The sequence below is a fragment of the Citrobacter sp. Marseille-Q6884 genome (genome assembly GCF_945906775.1).
Classification (GTDB): Bacteria; Pseudomonadota; Gammaproteobacteria; order Enterobacterales; family Enterobacteriaceae; genus Citrobacter.
The window spans coordinates 1,722,071-1,738,157 of the sequence record NZ_CAMDRE010000002.1; the positions used below are offsets into that span (position 1 = coordinate 1,722,071).

Consider the following 16,087-nt stretch of genomic DNA (forward strand, 5'->3'; position numbering starts at 1 on the left):
AAAAAAGAAGCGGGAAATACATAAAGCCCGCGTTAAAGCGGGCCAATGGGATTACGACTGAAGCGTCGCCAGGCGAGCGGCAAAACCGACAAAAATTAAACCGATAAGAGAATTGCCCACCTTCGCTAATTTTTTCTTCGTGCGAATATACTGCGTGACAAATGCACCGGAGAAAATAAGGAAGCTCAGGTAGAAAAAGCTCACTACCTCAAGCGTCATCGCCAAAATAAAGAATGACAACCCTGAATGCGGCGCGTTGACGTCAATAAACTGAACGAAAAACGAGACATAAAACAGTATCGCTTTTGGGTTGGTCAGGCTCAGAATTAATGCTCGCTTAAAAATCGCACCAAACGGAACCTCTTCCGCCGAGGCCTCACCCGCTTTCGATTTCAATGTTGCATAAAGGATCTTCGCGCCAAGATACAGCAGATAAAATGCCCCGAGATAACGGACAATATTAAATAAAACGGGTGTTGTTTTGATCAACGCAGCGACACCGGCATACGCCAAAAACATCAACACGGCATCACCAATAAACACGCCGCTTGCTGCAAGATAACCGCCCTTCACTCCCCGACCGACGCTGTTCTTCAACACAAATATCGTATTTGGCCCCGGTACCAGCACGATAAAAATAGCACCGACCAGATACGTCCAGTAATTCAGAACTCCATACTCTGCAAACACGTTAACCTCTTCCTGAAAAACAGATGCACATACTGCAAGACAATATGCTAACGAATGCGTCGTACGATGGAAAGGGATGGATAAGAATAATGTTCTCTCATTTCGTCAGATAGCAGCATTGTTTTTCGTTCCAGATATGCAACGATGAAACTCATTTTTGCACCTACCCAATCTCCCGCTTAGCCACTACTGTTTATCAATAGTTCACACCCCTGAGGCTCCCTCTCATCACCTGGAGAAAGAAAAATGACTATCGCTTATAAACGTCTTGATAAAGATCAGGCTGCGGTGCTGCTGGTCGATCACCAAACAGGTTTACTGTCACTGGTTCGTGACATTGATCCAGACAAGTTCAAAAACAACGTGCTGGCGTTAGCCGATCTGGCGAAGTACTTCAAGCTGCCGACCGTTCTGACCACCAGCTTCGAAACAGGTCCCAACGGCCCGCTGGTGCCTGAACTGAAAGCGCTGTTCCCTGACGCCCCGTATATTGCTCGCCCGGGGCAGATCAACGCCTGGGATAACGAGGATTTTGTTAATGCGATTAAAGCCACGGGCAAAAAACAATTGATCATTGCCGGGGTGGTAACGGAAGTCTGCGTCGCCTTCCCTGCACTTTCTGCCATTGAAGCCGGATTTGACGTGTTCGTCGTTACCGACGCTTCCGGTACGTTCAATCCGCTGACACGTGACTCCGCCTGGAACCGCATGTCTTCGGCTGGCGTTCAACTCATGACCTGGTTCGGCCTGGCCTGCGAATTACATCGCGACTGGCGCAATGATATTGAAGGATTGGGGACGTTGTTCTCCAACCATATTCCTGACTATCGCAACCTGATGACCAGTTACAGCACCTTGACCTCCGGAAAATAAATGCCCGGATGAGGCGCGTAAATAAACCCGTCGTTATCGACGGGTTTAACGTCCCCATTAATGATGCAGCATTTCGTCAACAACCTGCTTTGCGTTTAACTGGTAGGGGTAATAGGTCGGCCAGTTTTCCATTTCCTCCAGCAGTGCAGCCTGAGAAGTATTTCCCATAAAGATGTGGAAATGGCTGGATTGACGTGGGGCAATAATATGATCGCTGAACTGAACATACTTCGGCGCTTTGCTATCCGCATCTTTACACTCAAACAGATAACGTACACCTTTCTTGCCTGACTGATAGGTCAAAATTTTGTATCCGGCATAGTCATATTTGCACGATGCAACCTGATTACCGGTATGAAACTCCATCACACCCTTTTCGATCCCAATCATCTCCACATCGGTCGCATACCCTTTGCGGTAATAGGCTTTAATCTCATCTGTTGTTTTACTTTTGTCCTTCTCCGCTTTCTTCTTGAATACCGGATCAAGTTCACCGCTGACCAGATAAGGATAGACAGACTGCCACATACCGTCCCAGTCGCTCAGCGCTCTGTCCCGGACATTCTTATCCGCGAAAACGCCTTCTGCCGCTTTTTGTTCTGTTTCAGTCAGGGGGGCACCGTGGGAATGGTGCCCGTGAGCAAGCGCCTGACCACTGACGAACAACATTCCCAGAGCAACTACCAGTTGATTAAAACGCATAGCCAAAATTTCACCCTCAAATTGTTTTCGAGTGAAATGTTATATTATAACATTACGATTTAATCAATGCAGATGTGAGACATTCATCCAGGCTGGTGAGCGATTTTCCAACGGCTGTCAAAATGAGCCTGATACTGTGCCACCACGGCGGGCTCACCACGGATCACCAGAACATTTTCCGAATTCTCAAACTCTGCAGATTTGGCAAAATTGAAAGAGCCGGTTTCCAGCGTATCACCATCAATAATCATGACCTTATCGTGCTGAATGTGATAATGGCCGTCGAGTTGAACCTCAACGCCATTGGCGCTCGCAAAGGCGATCGCTTTCTGGCTGACCTTACCCTGATTGCGTTTCTTGTCGATAACTGCACGGACGACCACGCCTCTTTTTTCTGCCTCCACCAGCGCGTTAACAATATCCGCTGACTGAAATGAATAAGCCATCATGTCGATGGAGTGCTGTGCGTGATGAATGGAATCCAGAACTAAAGCCCGCGCAGACCCTTCAGGTGAAAACCCGACCTGAATGGACGCATTTGCCATCGGGATAGCGGCCCCGAACAAAAGAGATGCGGCAATGAGATGTTTTATCAGCATGTGATTGACTTAATAAAGGTTAACCCCGACACCAAACCGGCAGTTAACTTAGCGGGAAGAAGATGCTGTACAGAGTAACGCCCGCGAGCAAATTTGATCAAGCAATGCCTGTTGGTGACTGATGACGAGCATACCTAACGGACGACGCTGACATTCTTCAATAAGCAGCGCCCATATATCACGTTGAATGGAGGGGTCGAGCTGCGCGGTTATTTCATCTGCAATCAGAAAACGCGTGCGCGGGTCGAGCGCGCGGAGTATGGCAATACGGGCCAGCTCGCCCCCAGAAAGCTGCCCTGGGCGACGGGTCAGCCACTCCGGGTTGATATGAAGACGGGCAAGCGTCTTCGCATCGGGATGCCAGGCATCATGAACCGCATCTCCGGTACTTCGCCAGGGATTGAAGGTCAATTCCGGGTGTTGTGGGACAAGCTGCACCGGGCAATATTGGTGAACCGGCAGCGGCTTATCATCCACCAGAATGTCACCTGACGTTGGCTTTTGCCAACCGGCAAGTACGCGTCCTAACGTGGTTTTCCCGGTTCCGCTTGGGGCGCAAACGCCTATGCGTTCCCCCCCTGCGAGCGAGAAGCTCAGGTTTTCCCACAATACTTTTCCGCCCTGGCGAATCACAACATTACGACAAGACAGCATGCTGCTCTCCAAAAAGTTGATTTCGTTCAGGCAGCGCCCGCCATTGCCGTTGCAGGTGTTCACTGATTTCACCGCGCAAAAGCTGTTCTCTGCTCACGTTATCCGAGACCCGCCCCTGATGCAGCGCGACAATTCTGTCTGCGTGACGAGCCGCCAGTGTCAGGTCGTGCGTGACCCATAAAACGCCCCGCCCCTGCTCACACAACCCACGCAACTGCGCGAGCAACTGATTAGCCAACGGGGCATCAAGCCAGGCGGTAATTTCGTCAGCCAGAATATAGCGTGACTGACTCAGCCAGGCATGACATGCCAGCACGCGCTTGGCCATTCCACCGGACAGTTGCCGGGGGAAAGCCTCCAACACGCGCGAATCCAGTTGATTACGCTGGAGTAAATCGTCAATTTTCCCGGCATTCCAGCGCTGACCGGCAAGCTGACTGGCTCTTCGCAAATGCTTTTCAATGCTGAGTAGCGGATTCAGCGCCTGGACGCCTTGCGGCACATAGCTAAAGGTATTCCCGCGACATGCCCGGATATCATGGCTATCCAGTGTTTTTCCATCAAGCGTAATAGCACCGTGAAAGCGTATATTCTCCGGCAAGAGATCGAGCAGGCATTGCAGCAGCAAGCTCTTGCCTTCACCGCTGCCGCCAACCAATGCCACCATCTCGCCAGGCGCGATATCAAAAGAGACATCCTGCAGCAACGATGACCAGTTTTTCGCCCCGTACCAGCGATATCGCGCCACGTCCAGCGAGACCTGCCTCAAACTCAACATGCGTCCCCCCTCAACCACAAACGATGCACAGCCCTGGCAAACTGATCAAACAGCATCACCAAACTAAATAGCATCAGCCCAGGAAACAGAACCAGCCACCAGTTACCATGGCTGATAAAACGCAACGCATCCGCCAGTAACAGCCCCAGCGAAGGCTCATGCGGCGCCAGACCAAAGCCCAAAAAACTTAACGCGGCGCTGTGCAAAACCGCATGTGGAAACATCAGCAACGTTCCCGTTAGCCACTGGGGTAATAGCGCAGGTAAATAGTGGTGGCGCCAACAGTAAAAGTGACCGTGACCCAGACGCAAAGTCAGTGTCAGATAGTCACTGTGTGCCACGCGCTCTGCTTCGGCACGCAGGATCAACGCCAGACGCGGCCAGTGCGTTAGCGCAACGGCCATGATCACACCCGTTTTGCCGCCGCCCAGCGTAAAACAGATCAAAATCAGCAACAGGAGATGTGGCATCGACAACATCGCATCGGTGATCAATCGCATAAGCACATCTAAACGCGGATGCAGACGCGAAATCGCCGCCATCAATAACGCAATAAAACCGCTGCATAATGCTGCGCCAATACCAATTTGCAGACTGGTTAACGCCCCCTGAAAGCACCGAATCCATAAGTCACGCCCAAGATTATCAGTGCCAAACCAGTGCAGCGCATCCGGTGGCAGATGGCGGGCAAGGAGATCGACGTTCAATGGATTATCCAGCGTGGCTGAACCATAAACAGCGATAAAGAGTAAGCAGCTTGCAGACAGCAGAAGACGAATTAACGTCGGTGTCGGGTTATAGAGCATCAGGTCGCTCCAGCGCACGATTCAGTAAATAAACAAACCAGCTCGAAAGTGAGTTGCCAATAAATACCAATACAGTACTGAACAATACGATCCCCATCAGTAACGGTAGATCGCCGCGTAATCCGGCATCAATGGTGGCCTGGCCCAGGCCCGGATAGGCAAACACTTTTTCAGCCAGCAAGGCACCGCCAAACAACTCTCCCAGTGATGCAAACTGCAAGCACAATGCGGGTGTTATGGCATGACGCAGAACCTGATGACGCAAAAGCGACCATCCTTTGTCCCCCTGAGAACGGGCAAAACGCACAAAGTCACTTTTCATCACACTGGCAATGCTTTCTCGCGTATGCAGCGTAATTTGTCCCAGTCCCAACAAACTGAGTGCGCAAACGGGAAGCACAAGGTGACGCAGACGCTCAGTCAACGTCGCCATATCGCCATTATTGCCGGGCTCCCATGCGCAGCAAACGGGGAATACGGGCCAGCGCACCGCAAACAGCGCCAGCAGCAGCATGCCTATCCAAAAGGTCGGTAAGGACGACAGCAGGTAGCTGAGACGGCAGATCATTTTATCCGGCCAGCGGTTCAGGAAACGGCCAGCGAGAAATCCCATTGCCGTTCCCAGCAAACCGGACATCAGCCACGCCCCGCTAAGCAGCGCGAACGATGTCGCAAAGCGCTCTTTGATCACGCTGGCTACCGGCGCATTGAACAGCATGGAGTAGCCCAAATCACCTTGCAGGACACGAATAAACCAGTGACCAAAACGTTCCCACAACGGCTGATCGAGTCCCCAGCGCGCTGCAATACGCGCATATTGTTCAGGCGGAACATGCAAAAGATCATTGCCAATGTAAGCACGAATCGGATCGACCGGCGAAAAGCTGAGCAATATGAAGGTGCCAGCCGCAACCAGCACCAACAACACCATCAACCGCAGAAAATGCCCCAGGACAGACTTCATCAACGGCAGGTCCAGGTCCATTCATCAAGGTTATTGAGCAGTGACCAGCTACCGTGAATTTCCGGTGCGCCTTTACCTAAGTCAATACACGGATTTGCCAGATAGGTGTGCTGGATATTCAGCAACCATGCCCACGCCGCATCACCCTGAACGCCAGCGCCTTGTTTTCCATCCCACTCAACCTGTTGCCAGAAAGGCAACGCTTTCTGCCAGTCCGGGGCATCGATAGCCTGTTTGAGATGCTGTTCAACGACCGGATTGCTGTAGTAGCCCGGGTTGTAGTATTCAACTCCCGCCGCCTGTCCACTGTAGTGATGGAAAAGCTCCATCGGATCCAGACTCCCCCAGCCAAACAGCGTTGGGTTTGCATGCATGTGACGCTCAACGGTCTCCCAGCTTCCTGATTGTAGCGAAATGTCGATACCCACCGGCGCCAGCATGGCACGCACGGCTTCGGCTAAATCCCGGCGCGTACTGTCACCGCTGGCATACCATAAGGTCAGACGTGCTTCTTTGCCGTCTTTTACACGTACCCCATCTTTACCTGTTTTCCAGCCAGCCTGTTCCAGGATAGCACGTGCTTTTTCGCTGTCGCCATCTTTGAAATTAACCGCTGTTCCCTGCCATGGAAGCCCCTGAACGGCGCTGTATGCGGGAATGGCATGCCCTTCCATAACCTGCCCGGCAAGTTGTTTGCGATCGATGGCGTAGTTGATGGCGCGTCGGATAGCAATGTCCGCGGTAATATCGTTACCGACAGGATTCCCGTTGGCATCTTTTTTACCGGCGGGAACCATTGGGAACACAATGCCCCGGTTTTCTACGCTATCGCGAACCCAGAGCTTAAGGTTCTGCTGCTGAGGCGCGACTGCCATTGATGGCGCGATGCGTACCAGACCCAGCTGGCCACTGCGCGCGGCGGCATAAGCGTTATCTTCATCCAGGAAGACAAACACCAGTCGACTGAAATCGTTTTTCTTACCGGCATACCAGGGGTTAGCCTCGACGATCAGCTGTTGTCCGGGCTGAAAACTCACCAACCGATAAGGGCCTGCGCCAATCGGATTCCGGGCAAAGGTTTTTTCGTCATATCGTTTTGCCGGGACAATCCCTAACGATCCCAGCACGTTGACAAAGGTACTCTGAGGGCTGCGCAGCGAGATTTCGACGGTGCGGTTGTCGATCAATCGGGCATCGGTGAAGTTCCCCATGTCGATTTTTCCACCACTTTTCGCAGCTTTGTTATAGGTGAACACGACATCTTCTGCCGTTAATGGGGAGCCATCAGAGAATTTGAGATTAGGTTTGAGCGTTAACGTCCAGGTTTTACCGTCAGCACTGGTCTCGACGTTTTCCGTCAACAAGTTTCCCCAGCTCATATCTGCATTCTGTTTTAATAATGGCGCATGCAGAAGCAGATAGCTGCCATGGCTCCAGCCCAACATGGGATCAAACCCTTCCGTTGGCTCCGGTCCAATGGCCAGCTTCAATGTCTGGCCTTCGACCGCCTTTTGCGCAGCGAATAGGGGTGAGGTCAATGCGAGGGTTAGTGCACACGTAAGCAGTGCCAGCTTGCCTTTAATCATTAGCTTATCCAGATTTTGCATTATTTTTTTATTCCCGATCACGACGCCACATCGTTGACCGGTCTCCTGGGGAAGGGATTATGGAGGACAATTTTGATGAAAAAAATGATACAGCGCAGAAAAGTATGACGATTTTTAAAAAACGTCATACGAGTTTCTAATGTTCCGCAACGTCATGCCATGGTGGAGAGAAGCTATCTCTTTCATCGACCCTGACGTAGCCAACGCCATTGAGGATAAAGAAAACCGTTTTGCCGGCAACGATTAGCGGCGTTAGCGTTTCTTTCTTAACTCAAATTCATGACAATTTATGTATGTTTATTCAAGATAGATACAGAAAGTGACAAGTTATGTAAATATGTAATGATAATTATTTGTATTATCATTAGCGTCGATTATCTTACTGCCTTTGAATTTTTAACAAAGGAAGTTTGACTATGCGTTTAAAACCTGTTGCCTCTGTCGTTCTGTCCTGTCTAGGTTTCACCAGCCCGTTTGTCTTCGCGGAAGACGTGATGGTGGTGACCGCCTCTGGTTACGAAAAAAAAATCACTAACGCCGCCGCCAGCGTTTCCGTTATTTCACAGCAAGAATTACAATCCAATAAATATAATGACTTAGGTGAAGCCCTTCGTGCGGTTGAAGGGGTCGATGTTGAAAGTAGCACGGGTAAAACCGGCGGTCTGGAGATTAGCATTCGCGGGATGCCTGCCAGCTATACCCTGATCCTGATAGACGGTATTCGCCAAAACGGGAGCAGCGACGTTACGCCCAATGGCTTCTCAGCCATGAATACCAGTTTTATGCCGCCACTTGCGGCGATTGACCATATCGAAGTGATCCGCGGCCCCATGTCTACGCTCTATGGCTCAGATGCGATTGGTGGTGTTGTGAATATCATTACCAAAAAAAGCACGGACAAATGGAGCACTTCCATCAATACCGGCGTAAATCTGCAGGAAAGTAATAAATGGGGTAACAGCACGGTCGCCAACTTTTGGTCAAGTGGACCGCTAGTGGCTGGCGTGCTGGATATGCAGGTACGAGGGAGCACAACACAGCGACAGGGTTCGAGCGTCACTTCTCTGAGCGATACCGCATCAACACGCGTACCTTATCCTACGGAATCTGAAAATTATAATATCGGTACACGTCTGGACTGGAAAACCAGTGCGAACAATACGCTCTGGCTGGATCTTGACTCCGCGAGACAGCGTTACGATAACGCAGACGGTCAGTTAGGTAACCTGACCGGGGGATATGATAAAACGCTGCGCTATGAGCGTAATAAAGTGACCCTCGGGCACGATACCGCATTAACCTTTGGTACCTGGAAATCCTCCCTCGGCTGGAATAAAACCGAGAACAAAGGCCGACAACTGGTCTCCTCCGCACTCACGCCTGAGAACGCGTCCCGCGCCGGTGATGCCCGCGAACTGAAAAATACTAACGTCATTCTGGATTCCCTGCTGCTGACACCTTTGGGTGACTCACACATGTTAACGCTGGGCGGTGAATACTGGGATGCCCGAATGAAAGACGGCGTCGTGCTGGCGAATACCGGGGAGACATTCCACCAGAAAACATGGGCAGCTTACGCTGAAGATGAATGGCATATCCTCGATTCTCTGGCGTTAACCGCCGGGACACGCTATGAGCATAACGATGTCTTTGGCGGACATCTCAGTCCACGCGCTTATCTGGTCTGGGATGTTTCAGAAGCGTGGACGCTTAAAGGCGGCGTCACGACTGGTTATAAAGCCCCGTCACTCAGCCAACTCCACAAAGGAATCAGTGGCGTGACCGCTCAGGGAACGGTTAACACCATCGGTAACCCGGATCTGAAACCGGAAGAAAGTACCAGCTATGAAACCGGACTGTACTACGATAACGATGCAGGATTGAACGCCAACATTACCGGCTTCTATACGGAGTACACGAATAAAATTGTTTCGTACGCGATTGATGATAATACCAACAGTTACACCAACAGCGGTAAAGCAAGAACGGATGGTGTTGAATTCGCCAGTACCTTCCCTCTCTGGTCTGACGTACTGAGTTTATCCCTTAATTACACTTATACTCAGAGCAAACAAAAAGATGGCGAGAATAAAGGCGCGCCGTTGAGCTACACCCCTAAACATATGGCTAACGCGCGTTTGAACTGGCAGGCGACAGAAGAGATGACTGCCTGGCTGAGCGCCCGTTATCGTGGCAAAGCCCCGCGTTTTACTGAGAATTATGATAACCTCAGCGCGGTACAAAAGGCGGTATATGACGACAAGGGGGCAAATTTAAAAGCCTGGACCGTTCTCGATATGGGAATGTCTTATAAACTGACCAAAGACCTGACGCTCAATACGGCAGTGAATAACCTGCTGGATAAAGACTTTAGCGAAGTCAAACTGTATCAGGTGGGACGCAGTAGCACATATGCAGGCGACTATTACCAGACGGCACAATCCACCACCGGGTACGTAAACCCGGGTCGCAACTACTGGGTATCGCTAAACTATCAGTTCTGATTTATTTCGTGTGACCTGCCGGGCTACCGTTGTGTAGCCCGGATACCACCATCACTAATGACGTTCGGCGTATTTGCTGCGCTTATGTTGATAAAGTAAACAGTCTGCTTTCAGCATCGCCAACTCAAGCGTATCTCCCGGCTGCAGCTGATGCGCTCCCCAGGAAAACGCCACCAGCTTATCGGGGTCAAGGGTGAGCAATTGCTCGTGCATCCGGGTTATCACATCACGTGATTTATTCAGTGAATAATCGATAAGAATCAGACAGAACTCATCGCCCCCCAGCCTGATACCGTAGTCGCTTTTGCGAATAGCATTCCCCAGCGCTAACCCCAGGATTTGTATCGCCTTATCCCCCATATGATGGCCGAGTGAGTCATTGATTTTTTTCAGCCCATCACTGTCAATGGCGATGACCGTGACGGGGATATTTCGGTCCACCAGCGCGCAAATTTTTTTTTCAAATTCAGGGGTAATGATTTTTCTATTGTATAACCCCGTCATGGCATCCGTAATGTTATCTCTGGAAAGCGATTCCTGCCTGATAAGCTGCTTGCGGGCATAGCGACATAACGTCCAGGTTCCCATGAGGTACAGGATAAACAGCCAAAAGTTGGCGATAATGACGTAAATAGCATCCAGCTTCACATGAAGCGTGTAATACTGGGTGATATTATCCTGATAACTGATCAAATCAAAAGATTTTAATTCCGGCTTATGAAAAATAATATTCGCGCCCGTGGCATTGTCCGTCACGAACAGTGACAGAAATTTCCATAGCAACGGGCGGTCAGCCGTTTGAAACGAAACCACAAGGTCATTAATATTAACATCAGTGATCAGAATACCCTTCACCTTATCCCCCAGAAATACCGGGGTAAGCATGCTGATAATATTATTTCGGGTATAACCATCCTGATAGATATGAGAGACCACACTTTCTCCGCGAATAAGATCATCAAGCGCACGATCATCAATGGTTATAGTGTGTGCGCTACGCGCGATATTGATACCCCGGCCATTATTAACTAACCAGTTGCTGAAGGTATAGTCACGCGTATTAACCAATCTGTTGATGTAGATGTAATTATGTGACAGATCGATATAGTACCTGATATTTCTGAAGGCATAACTGGTGTAGTTCGAAAAACTGTATTTCGGTAAGACAGAGCTTTCATTACCCTGAATAATGGCCATTGCCCCTATGTCGCGTCCCCATTCGTTACACGATTTATTATGGGTCTGCAAGGTTCCTTCAAGGTTTTTCATGGTCTTTGACAGAAGATTGAATCCGTATATATTGCCTTGATTTTCAATATGTCGACATATTTCTGCCAGTTCACCCTCGGACAGCCGGTTTGAGAATGTGCGGGTATAAAATTCCCGTGAAAGCCGGGTAGCAATGTTCTGGCTGATGGACTCTTCATGGAACAGCGCAGACTTCCCATTTTCAGCGACATATCCCATATAGTTTTGTAAGTTGCGCGCTTCATGGAGAGCCAGAGCGGTAAATAAAGACGTTGTACAAACAACAATCAATATTATGGCACTGATATATTTTTGCCTGGACAAGATGGCTAACTCCTTGTTGTACCACCAGGAAATTGCCTGAAGTATAGCACTAATCGCTTCTTCGCGAGCGGATGATAAACACAATGCTTAACGTCAGGGATAAGCCTCCCCTTCTCCTGCGATGCTTCTCAGGGCAAGGCGTAAAAATAGAGTAGAAATGTCGTTGGGTTCATGGATATTTTTTATTCTGTCTACCATGCTTTCTCTACTCGTGAATTTAATCGAGTCAATATCAAAAAGATAGAAGTGACTACTTTTGGCTGAGGACCCGATGATGCGCAGTATACTGCTTCCGCTCATTCTTGCTGCGTGTCTCTTTATTATCGGCGTTTCCATTCTGAATACTCAGCTCTGGTATTCTTCCCGTGCCGACAGCCTCGCGGGCGCCCGATATGCAGAAAACAGTATAGATAGCATACTGGATGAGGCTTCCCTGGCGACCAAAACAGCGCTGGAGATCGCCACAAAGGAATGCGATGTGGAAGAGCAGTATCGACTTGGCACCGAAGCCGCCCTGAAGCCTCATCTGAGAACCATTTTAATCGTAAAGAAAGGCGCTATCTGGTGTTCTTCCCTGCCGGGTAACCGGGTATTGCTGACGCACATTCCCAAAATGACGAATACACATTTGCTTCTCGTCCCGGCTAAAGACACCGTAAACGAGTTACCCGTTCTGGTTTACCAGACAAACTTGCCCGCTAGCCGTATCCTGGTCACGATCAGCGATAAGCACATTCGCGGAGCGTTGAATGTTCCGTTAAAAAGAGTGTCCTACTCACTGCTTGTCGGCGACAGTACAATAGGATTGTCGGGGGACGTATCTGCAATAGATGCAAATACTCCGCTTTCCGGGCGTGTTGACTCAGCAAAATACCATTACAGTATAATTTACAACCAACCACCGCTCTTCAGTTTTGCCAGAATCGTCACCAAAGGCTCAGGCATTCTGCTGTTTATCCTGCTGATATCAGGAAGCTCTGCTTACGCGCTTGAGAAGTATCTAAACAAGAATGCCACGCCTGAAGAAACGCTACGCAAAGCGATTTCAAACGGAGAGATCGTTCCTTTTTACCAGCCGATCGTGAATGGCAAAGAGCGAACACTGCGGGGAGTCGAAGTATTAGCCAGATGGAAACACCCACGGGCCGGGTTTATCTCCCCTGCCTCCTTTATCCCGGTGGCGGAAAAGTCAGGCCTGATTATTCCGTTAACACAAAGTCTGATGGCGCAGGTTGTGGCGCATATGAACGCTATCGCCAGCAAGTTGCCCGAAGGCTTTCATGTCGGTATTAACTTTAGTGCATCTCATATCACCTCTCCCACCTTTGTAGAGGAATGTCTGATATACCGGGACAGTTTCATTCGCAGTGATTTACACCTGGTGATTGAGGTGACCGAACGCGAACCCTTACATGTGGATGATAATCTCGTTTCAAGACTCAATATTCTGCATGAAAATGGTTTTGTTATCGCACTGGATGATTTCGGTACGGGCTACTCCGGTCTCTCTTATCTGCATGATCTGCATATTGATTACATTAAAATTGACCAGAGTTTTGTCGGTCGGGTCAACGCCGAACCCGATTCAACCCGCATTCTGGATTGTGTATTGGATCTGGCGCGCAAGCTTTCCTTGAGCATTGTTGCTGAGGGGGTCGAAACGAAGGAACAACTCGATTATCTGAACCAAAACAACATCACTTTTCTCCAGGGATACTATTTTTATAAACCGGTTCCTTTTACGGAGTTGGTAAAAATCATGTTGTCAAAACCCAAAGTGAAAGTCATTATCGAGTAAATTCTTAACGACAAAAGGGTATTACAGATAAGTCTGATATATCGGTTAAATACGAAATATTCCTATGACATCAATGAATTTATCAATCTGATTGTTGAACATAAAATCAACTTCAGTCATGATCTTGCAAATAACAATAAACACACACCACAATTCAATAACAAATAAGGTTTCATTAATGTCGATAGAGATTAGTTTGAATATAGCGTTAGCTTTATCAGGCAATTAATTCAATAGGTTACATAAATTTTCCATTCGCAATAAAAATATGAATAACGCTTCCAATTTTTATCCATTATTCGTCTATCCCTTTAGCAATAAGTGCTGTACTCTTTATGCTCGCCCTCGCCCATATTGGTTAATTAAATAATAAAAAGTTAAATTTTAGTTAAAGTCGGAATTATAATAACCGAACTTTATAAAAGCATTGCAATAATTATACGACAAACTCAGGAATTAAATCTCAAAGAATGAAACATTATACAAAATGGTTTTTAGGTACTGCAGCTGCCACTATTGCAATGTCATGTGTCATGGTACCTGTTCACGCTGATGACTTTGATGTTAAACCAGGAGAAACCACAATCAATTTGCGGGTTTTCAAATGCGGCTCAACTATCGTTAGTTTTCATGAATACAAGCGTCAGGACGGGCTATATCGATTCGCCAGCTGGAACGACAGCAAAGGGCAAAATTATAATATCCCAATGTACGTCGGTGACAGTATACCCGATGAAAATACGGGGGAAATCGTCTACACCATGCTGTTTATGAAATCAGACAGTAATGGGCAAGGCTACGGCAAAGGGGCTTTGTTTAACATTCATCATAAAAGCGGCGCAATTGATGCTCATTTCACGGATTTGAGCGGCAAGAAAAACAAAGCAGGCACATACGTTTATTTTGAAACTGCCTGCGTACAAACTGACTACGAAACATATAACTAAGGTTCAAAATGAAACATTTATTTGCTGTTGTTATTGTGGCATTGCTGGCGGGTTGTGCTGAACAAGTAGAGCCGGCACCTGCCCCAGATGAAATGGGGCGAGATGCCATCACACTAGCGACACTGGAAGCAGAAAGCGTGGGAGGCAGCGGGGCTTATGATTACCTGTTACCAGAAGATCAAGCGGCGCTACTGATGACTTTCCGTAATAAATTCCTTACAGCGCAATGTTTCAACCGGGCTGCGAATGATAAAGCCGTGGTTAAAGATCAGACCGCATATATTGCAGGGGTAAAAACACGGGTTGCCTTGCAGTTTAATGATGCAAGCCCGGCATTACACGATCAAGCTATTGCACTCTGTTCTAAATGGGCAATGAAGGGCTTAAAATGAAAAAGTTAATCCTCATTGCAGCCACATCAGTTGTTCTGTCTGGCTGTGCTAACAACCCTAATGCCTCTGATTATGAGCTATGTCAGGCAATGAGTGGTGACACCTTCACCAGTGGTTCCGAAGCAGCACGTATGATGCAAGGCAGAGAGCAAGCGGGAACAGCAACACTCTCTCCTGCTGATTGTATGGCAATCGCGCAAGGTACCGCGGCAAGTTGGCATCAAAAAGCGGCAAACCTCAATGCCGCCGCTCAGAGCTATAACCAAAACATACAGCCGAAACAATCGACAAAAACAACCTGTACCCCCACCGTAGGCGGCGGCTTTACCTGTAACCAGAATTAAGGAAGCAGTTTGGCTGAATGGGTACAGTGGTGCAGACAATTCTCGCGACTGTTAAAAAATGCCTGATGAGTAGAAGGATCTACGCTGGAAAAACAGTATTACCGAAATGTAACATGCCAAAATGCCCGTCCTGGAGGCGGGTTATTCATTTCTATACATAATATGATAAGGCATCATTCCTCCACTGAAGTGATCTTCTCCCTCAAAACAGTACCCGTCTAAACTGAATTATCCGATCTTGCTTTCACTTCACAGAGATGTGCGCCGCGCCGATCAACATGTGTTCGCACGACAACAACCCCACTCTAGCAAGTGGTCAAAAGACTGTGATAAAATATTGACATCATGAATATATTATAAAAATGTTATCTGATGTTAATGACGAGGCTGGCTTTGATACCTAAAAAGATTCACTATGTTTGGGTAGGTAATAAACCTAAACCCCCATTTGTTTTAGAGTGCATAGCGACATGGAAAAAATTCCTCCCAGATTATGAACTTGTAGAATGGGGTAATGAACACTTGGATTCCATTAAAAACCATTATGCCATTGAAGCATACCAAAATAAAAAATGGGCCTTTGTGTCTGACTATATACGGCTGCATGTTTTATACAATCATGGAGGTATCTATCTAGATACAGATGTTGAGGTAACACAAAATTTTGATAACTTATTATCACTAGATTTTTTTAGTTGCCATGAAGTGTTTGATGGTAAAACTCTACCGATTACGTCGGCGGTTATGGGGGCATCCAAAGGAAATAGCATTATAAAAGATTTATTGGATATATATCAAAATAAAAGATTCATAATTAATAATAGATTTGATCTAACACCAAACACACTGCTTATCAC

The 16,087-nt window shown here is 48.1% G+C and carries 16 protein-coding genes; 7 read left to right on the forward strand and 9 right to left on the reverse strand.

Annotated elements, in window-relative coordinates; all coding sequences use genetic code 11:
* Positions 1 to 51: 51 nt before the first annotated feature.
* Positions 52 to 690 carry a leucine efflux protein LeuE gene (gene leuE, locus N7268_RS23325; RefSeq protein ID WP_260864666.1) on the reverse strand — a complete coding sequence of 213 codons (639 nt, stop codon included), beginning with the start codon at positions 688 to 690 and terminating at the stop codon, positions 52 to 54.
* A 246-nt stretch (positions 691 to 936) separates the two neighbouring features.
* Between leuE and ycaC the strand changes: the two genes are divergently transcribed.
* Positions 937 to 1,563, forward strand: coding sequence for an isochorismate family cysteine hydrolase YcaC (gene ycaC, locus N7268_RS23330; RefSeq protein ID WP_260864667.1), 627 nt, complete (start codon positions 937 to 939; stop codon positions 1,561 to 1,563).
* A 57-nt stretch (positions 1,564 to 1,620) separates the two neighbouring features.
* Here the strand turns inward: ycaC and zinT are convergent, their stop codons facing one another.
* The 7 genes from zinT to N7268_RS23365 all read right to left on the reverse strand — a co-directional run bounded on the left by zinT (position 1,621) and on the right by N7268_RS23365 (position 7,673).
* Positions 1,621 to 2,265 (reverse strand): metal-binding protein ZinT, encoded by a 645-nt coding sequence (gene zinT / locus N7268_RS23335; RefSeq protein WP_260864668.1) that lies wholly within the window; start codon positions 2,263 to 2,265, stop codon positions 1,621 to 1,623.
* Positions 2,266 to 2,348: 83 nt separating this feature from the next.
* Positions 2,349 to 2,864: a phospholipase D family protein gene (locus N7268_RS23340; protein ID WP_260864669.1), complete on the reverse strand. Its 516-nt coding sequence runs from the start codon at positions 2,862 to 2,864 to the stop codon at positions 2,349 to 2,351.
* A gap of 48 nt (positions 2,865 to 2,912) precedes the next feature.
* The gene (locus N7268_RS23345) at positions 2,913 to 3,518 is read right to left on the reverse strand and encodes an ATP-binding cassette domain-containing protein (RefSeq protein WP_260864670.1); all 606 of its coding nucleotides are present in this window, start codon (positions 3,516 to 3,518) and stop codon (positions 2,913 to 2,915) included.
* Positions 3,502 to 4,296 (reverse strand): ATP-binding cassette domain-containing protein, encoded by a 795-nt coding sequence (locus N7268_RS23350; protein WP_260864671.1) that lies wholly within the window; start codon positions 4,294 to 4,296, stop codon positions 3,502 to 3,504. Before N7268_RS23350 ends, N7268_RS23345 begins: the two co-directional genes overlap by 17 nt.
* Complete coding sequence (locus tag N7268_RS23355; protein ID WP_260864672.1) at positions 4,290 to 5,102, reverse strand: ABC transporter permease; 813 nt, start codon at positions 5,100 to 5,102, stop codon at positions 4,290 to 4,292. Before N7268_RS23355 ends, N7268_RS23350 begins: the two co-directional genes overlap by 7 nt.
* On the reverse strand, positions 5,092 to 6,066 hold the full coding sequence (locus tag N7268_RS23360; protein ID WP_198905425.1) for an ABC transporter permease: 975 nt from the start codon (positions 6,064 to 6,066) through the stop codon (positions 5,092 to 5,094). Before N7268_RS23360 ends, N7268_RS23355 begins: the two co-directional genes overlap by 11 nt.
* Positions 6,066 to 7,673 carry an ABC transporter substrate-binding protein gene (locus N7268_RS23365; protein WP_260864673.1) on the reverse strand — a complete coding sequence of 536 codons (1,608 nt, stop codon included), beginning with the start codon at positions 7,671 to 7,673 and terminating at the stop codon, positions 6,066 to 6,068. Before N7268_RS23365 ends, N7268_RS23360 begins: the two co-directional genes overlap by 1 nt.
* Positions 7,674 to 8,089: 416 nt before the next feature.
* Between N7268_RS23365 and N7268_RS23370 the strand changes: the two genes are divergently transcribed.
* Positions 8,090 to 10,177 (forward strand): TonB-dependent receptor, encoded by a 2,088-nt coding sequence (locus N7268_RS23370; protein ID WP_260864674.1) that lies wholly within the window; start codon positions 8,090 to 8,092, stop codon positions 10,175 to 10,177.
* 54 nt (positions 10,178 to 10,231) lie between these two features.
* Here N7268_RS23370 and dgcJ read toward each other — a convergent pair whose 3' ends face one another.
* On the reverse strand, positions 10,232 to 11,749 hold the full coding sequence (gene dgcJ / locus N7268_RS23375; RefSeq protein WP_260864675.1) for a diguanylate cyclase DgcJ: 1,518 nt from the start codon (positions 11,747 to 11,749) through the stop codon (positions 10,232 to 10,234).
* Positions 11,750 to 12,023: 274 nt separating this feature from the next.
* Here dgcJ and N7268_RS23380 point away from each other — a divergent pair, with 274 nt between their 5' ends.
* From N7268_RS23380 to N7268_RS23400, 5 genes are all read left to right on the forward strand, one after another.
* Positions 12,024 to 13,547, forward strand: a complete 1,524-nt coding sequence (locus N7268_RS23380) for a cyclic diguanylate phosphodiesterase (RefSeq protein ID WP_260864676.1) — start codon at positions 12,024 to 12,026, stop codon at positions 13,545 to 13,547.
* A gap of 470 nt (positions 13,548 to 14,017) precedes the next feature.
* Complete coding sequence (locus tag N7268_RS23385; RefSeq protein ID WP_260864677.1) at positions 14,018 to 14,494, forward strand: hypothetical protein; 477 nt, start codon at positions 14,018 to 14,020, stop codon at positions 14,492 to 14,494.
* Between the two features lie 8 nt (positions 14,495 to 14,502).
* Positions 14,503 to 14,886 carry a hypothetical protein gene (locus N7268_RS23390; protein WP_260864678.1) on the forward strand — a complete coding sequence of 128 codons (384 nt, stop codon included), beginning with the start codon at positions 14,503 to 14,505 and terminating at the stop codon, positions 14,884 to 14,886.
* Positions 14,883 to 15,230: a hypothetical protein gene (locus N7268_RS23395; protein WP_260864679.1), complete on the forward strand. Its 348-nt coding sequence runs from the start codon at positions 14,883 to 14,885 to the stop codon at positions 15,228 to 15,230. The genes N7268_RS23390 and N7268_RS23395 overlap by 4 nt, the downstream gene beginning before the upstream one ends.
* Positions 15,231 to 15,608: 378 nt before the next feature.
* On the forward strand, positions 15,609 to 16,087 hold a 479-nt coding region (locus tag N7268_RS23400), incomplete at its 3' end, for a glycosyltransferase family 32 protein (protein WP_260864680.1).

Bases quoted from the DNA above. Each gene is read 5' to 3' on its own strand.
- N7268_RS23340 (WP_260864669.1), bottom strand. From the start codon at position 2,864: ATGCTGATAAAACATCTCATTGCCGCATCTCTTTTGTTCGGGGCCGCT.
- N7268_RS23345 (WP_260864670.1), bottom strand. From the start codon at position 3,518: ATGCTGTCTTGTCGTAATGTTGTGATTCGCCAGGGCGGAAAAGTATTG.
- N7268_RS23360 (WP_198905425.1), bottom strand. From the start codon at position 6,066: ATGAAGTCTGTCCTGGGGCATTTTCTGCGGTTGATGGTGTTGTTGGTG.
- N7268_RS23395 (WP_260864679.1), top strand. From the start codon at position 14,883: ATGAAAAAGTTAATCCTCATTGCAGCCACATCAGTTGTTCTGTCTGGC.
- N7268_RS23370 (WP_260864674.1), top strand. From the start codon at position 8,090: ATGCGTTTAAAACCTGTTGCCTCTGTCGTTCTGTCCTGTCTAGGTTTC.
- ycaC (WP_260864667.1), top strand. From the start codon at position 937: ATGACTATCGCTTATAAACGTCTTGATAAAGATCAGGCTGCGGTGCTG.
- N7268_RS23380 (WP_260864676.1), top strand. From the start codon at position 12,024: ATGCGCAGTATACTGCTTCCGCTCATTCTTGCTGCGTGTCTCTTTATT.
- N7268_RS23390 (WP_260864678.1), top strand. From the start codon at position 14,503: ATGAAACATTTATTTGCTGTTGTTATTGTGGCATTGCTGGCGGGTTGT.
- N7268_RS23355 (WP_260864672.1), bottom strand. From the start codon at position 5,102: ATGCTCTATAACCCGACACCGACGTTAATTCGTCTTCTGCTGTCTGCA.
- N7268_RS23365 (WP_260864673.1), bottom strand. From the start codon at position 7,673: ATGCAAAATCTGGATAAGCTAATGATTAAAGGCAAGCTGGCACTGCTT.
- N7268_RS23350 (WP_260864671.1), bottom strand. From the start codon at position 4,296: ATGTTGAGTTTGAGGCAGGTCTCGCTGGACGTGGCGCGATATCGCTGG.
- N7268_RS23385 (WP_260864677.1), top strand. From the start codon at position 14,018: ATGAAACATTATACAAAATGGTTTTTAGGTACTGCAGCTGCCACTATT.
- zinT (WP_260864668.1), bottom strand. From the start codon at position 2,265: ATGCGTTTTAATCAACTGGTAGTTGCTCTGGGAATGTTGTTCGTCAGT.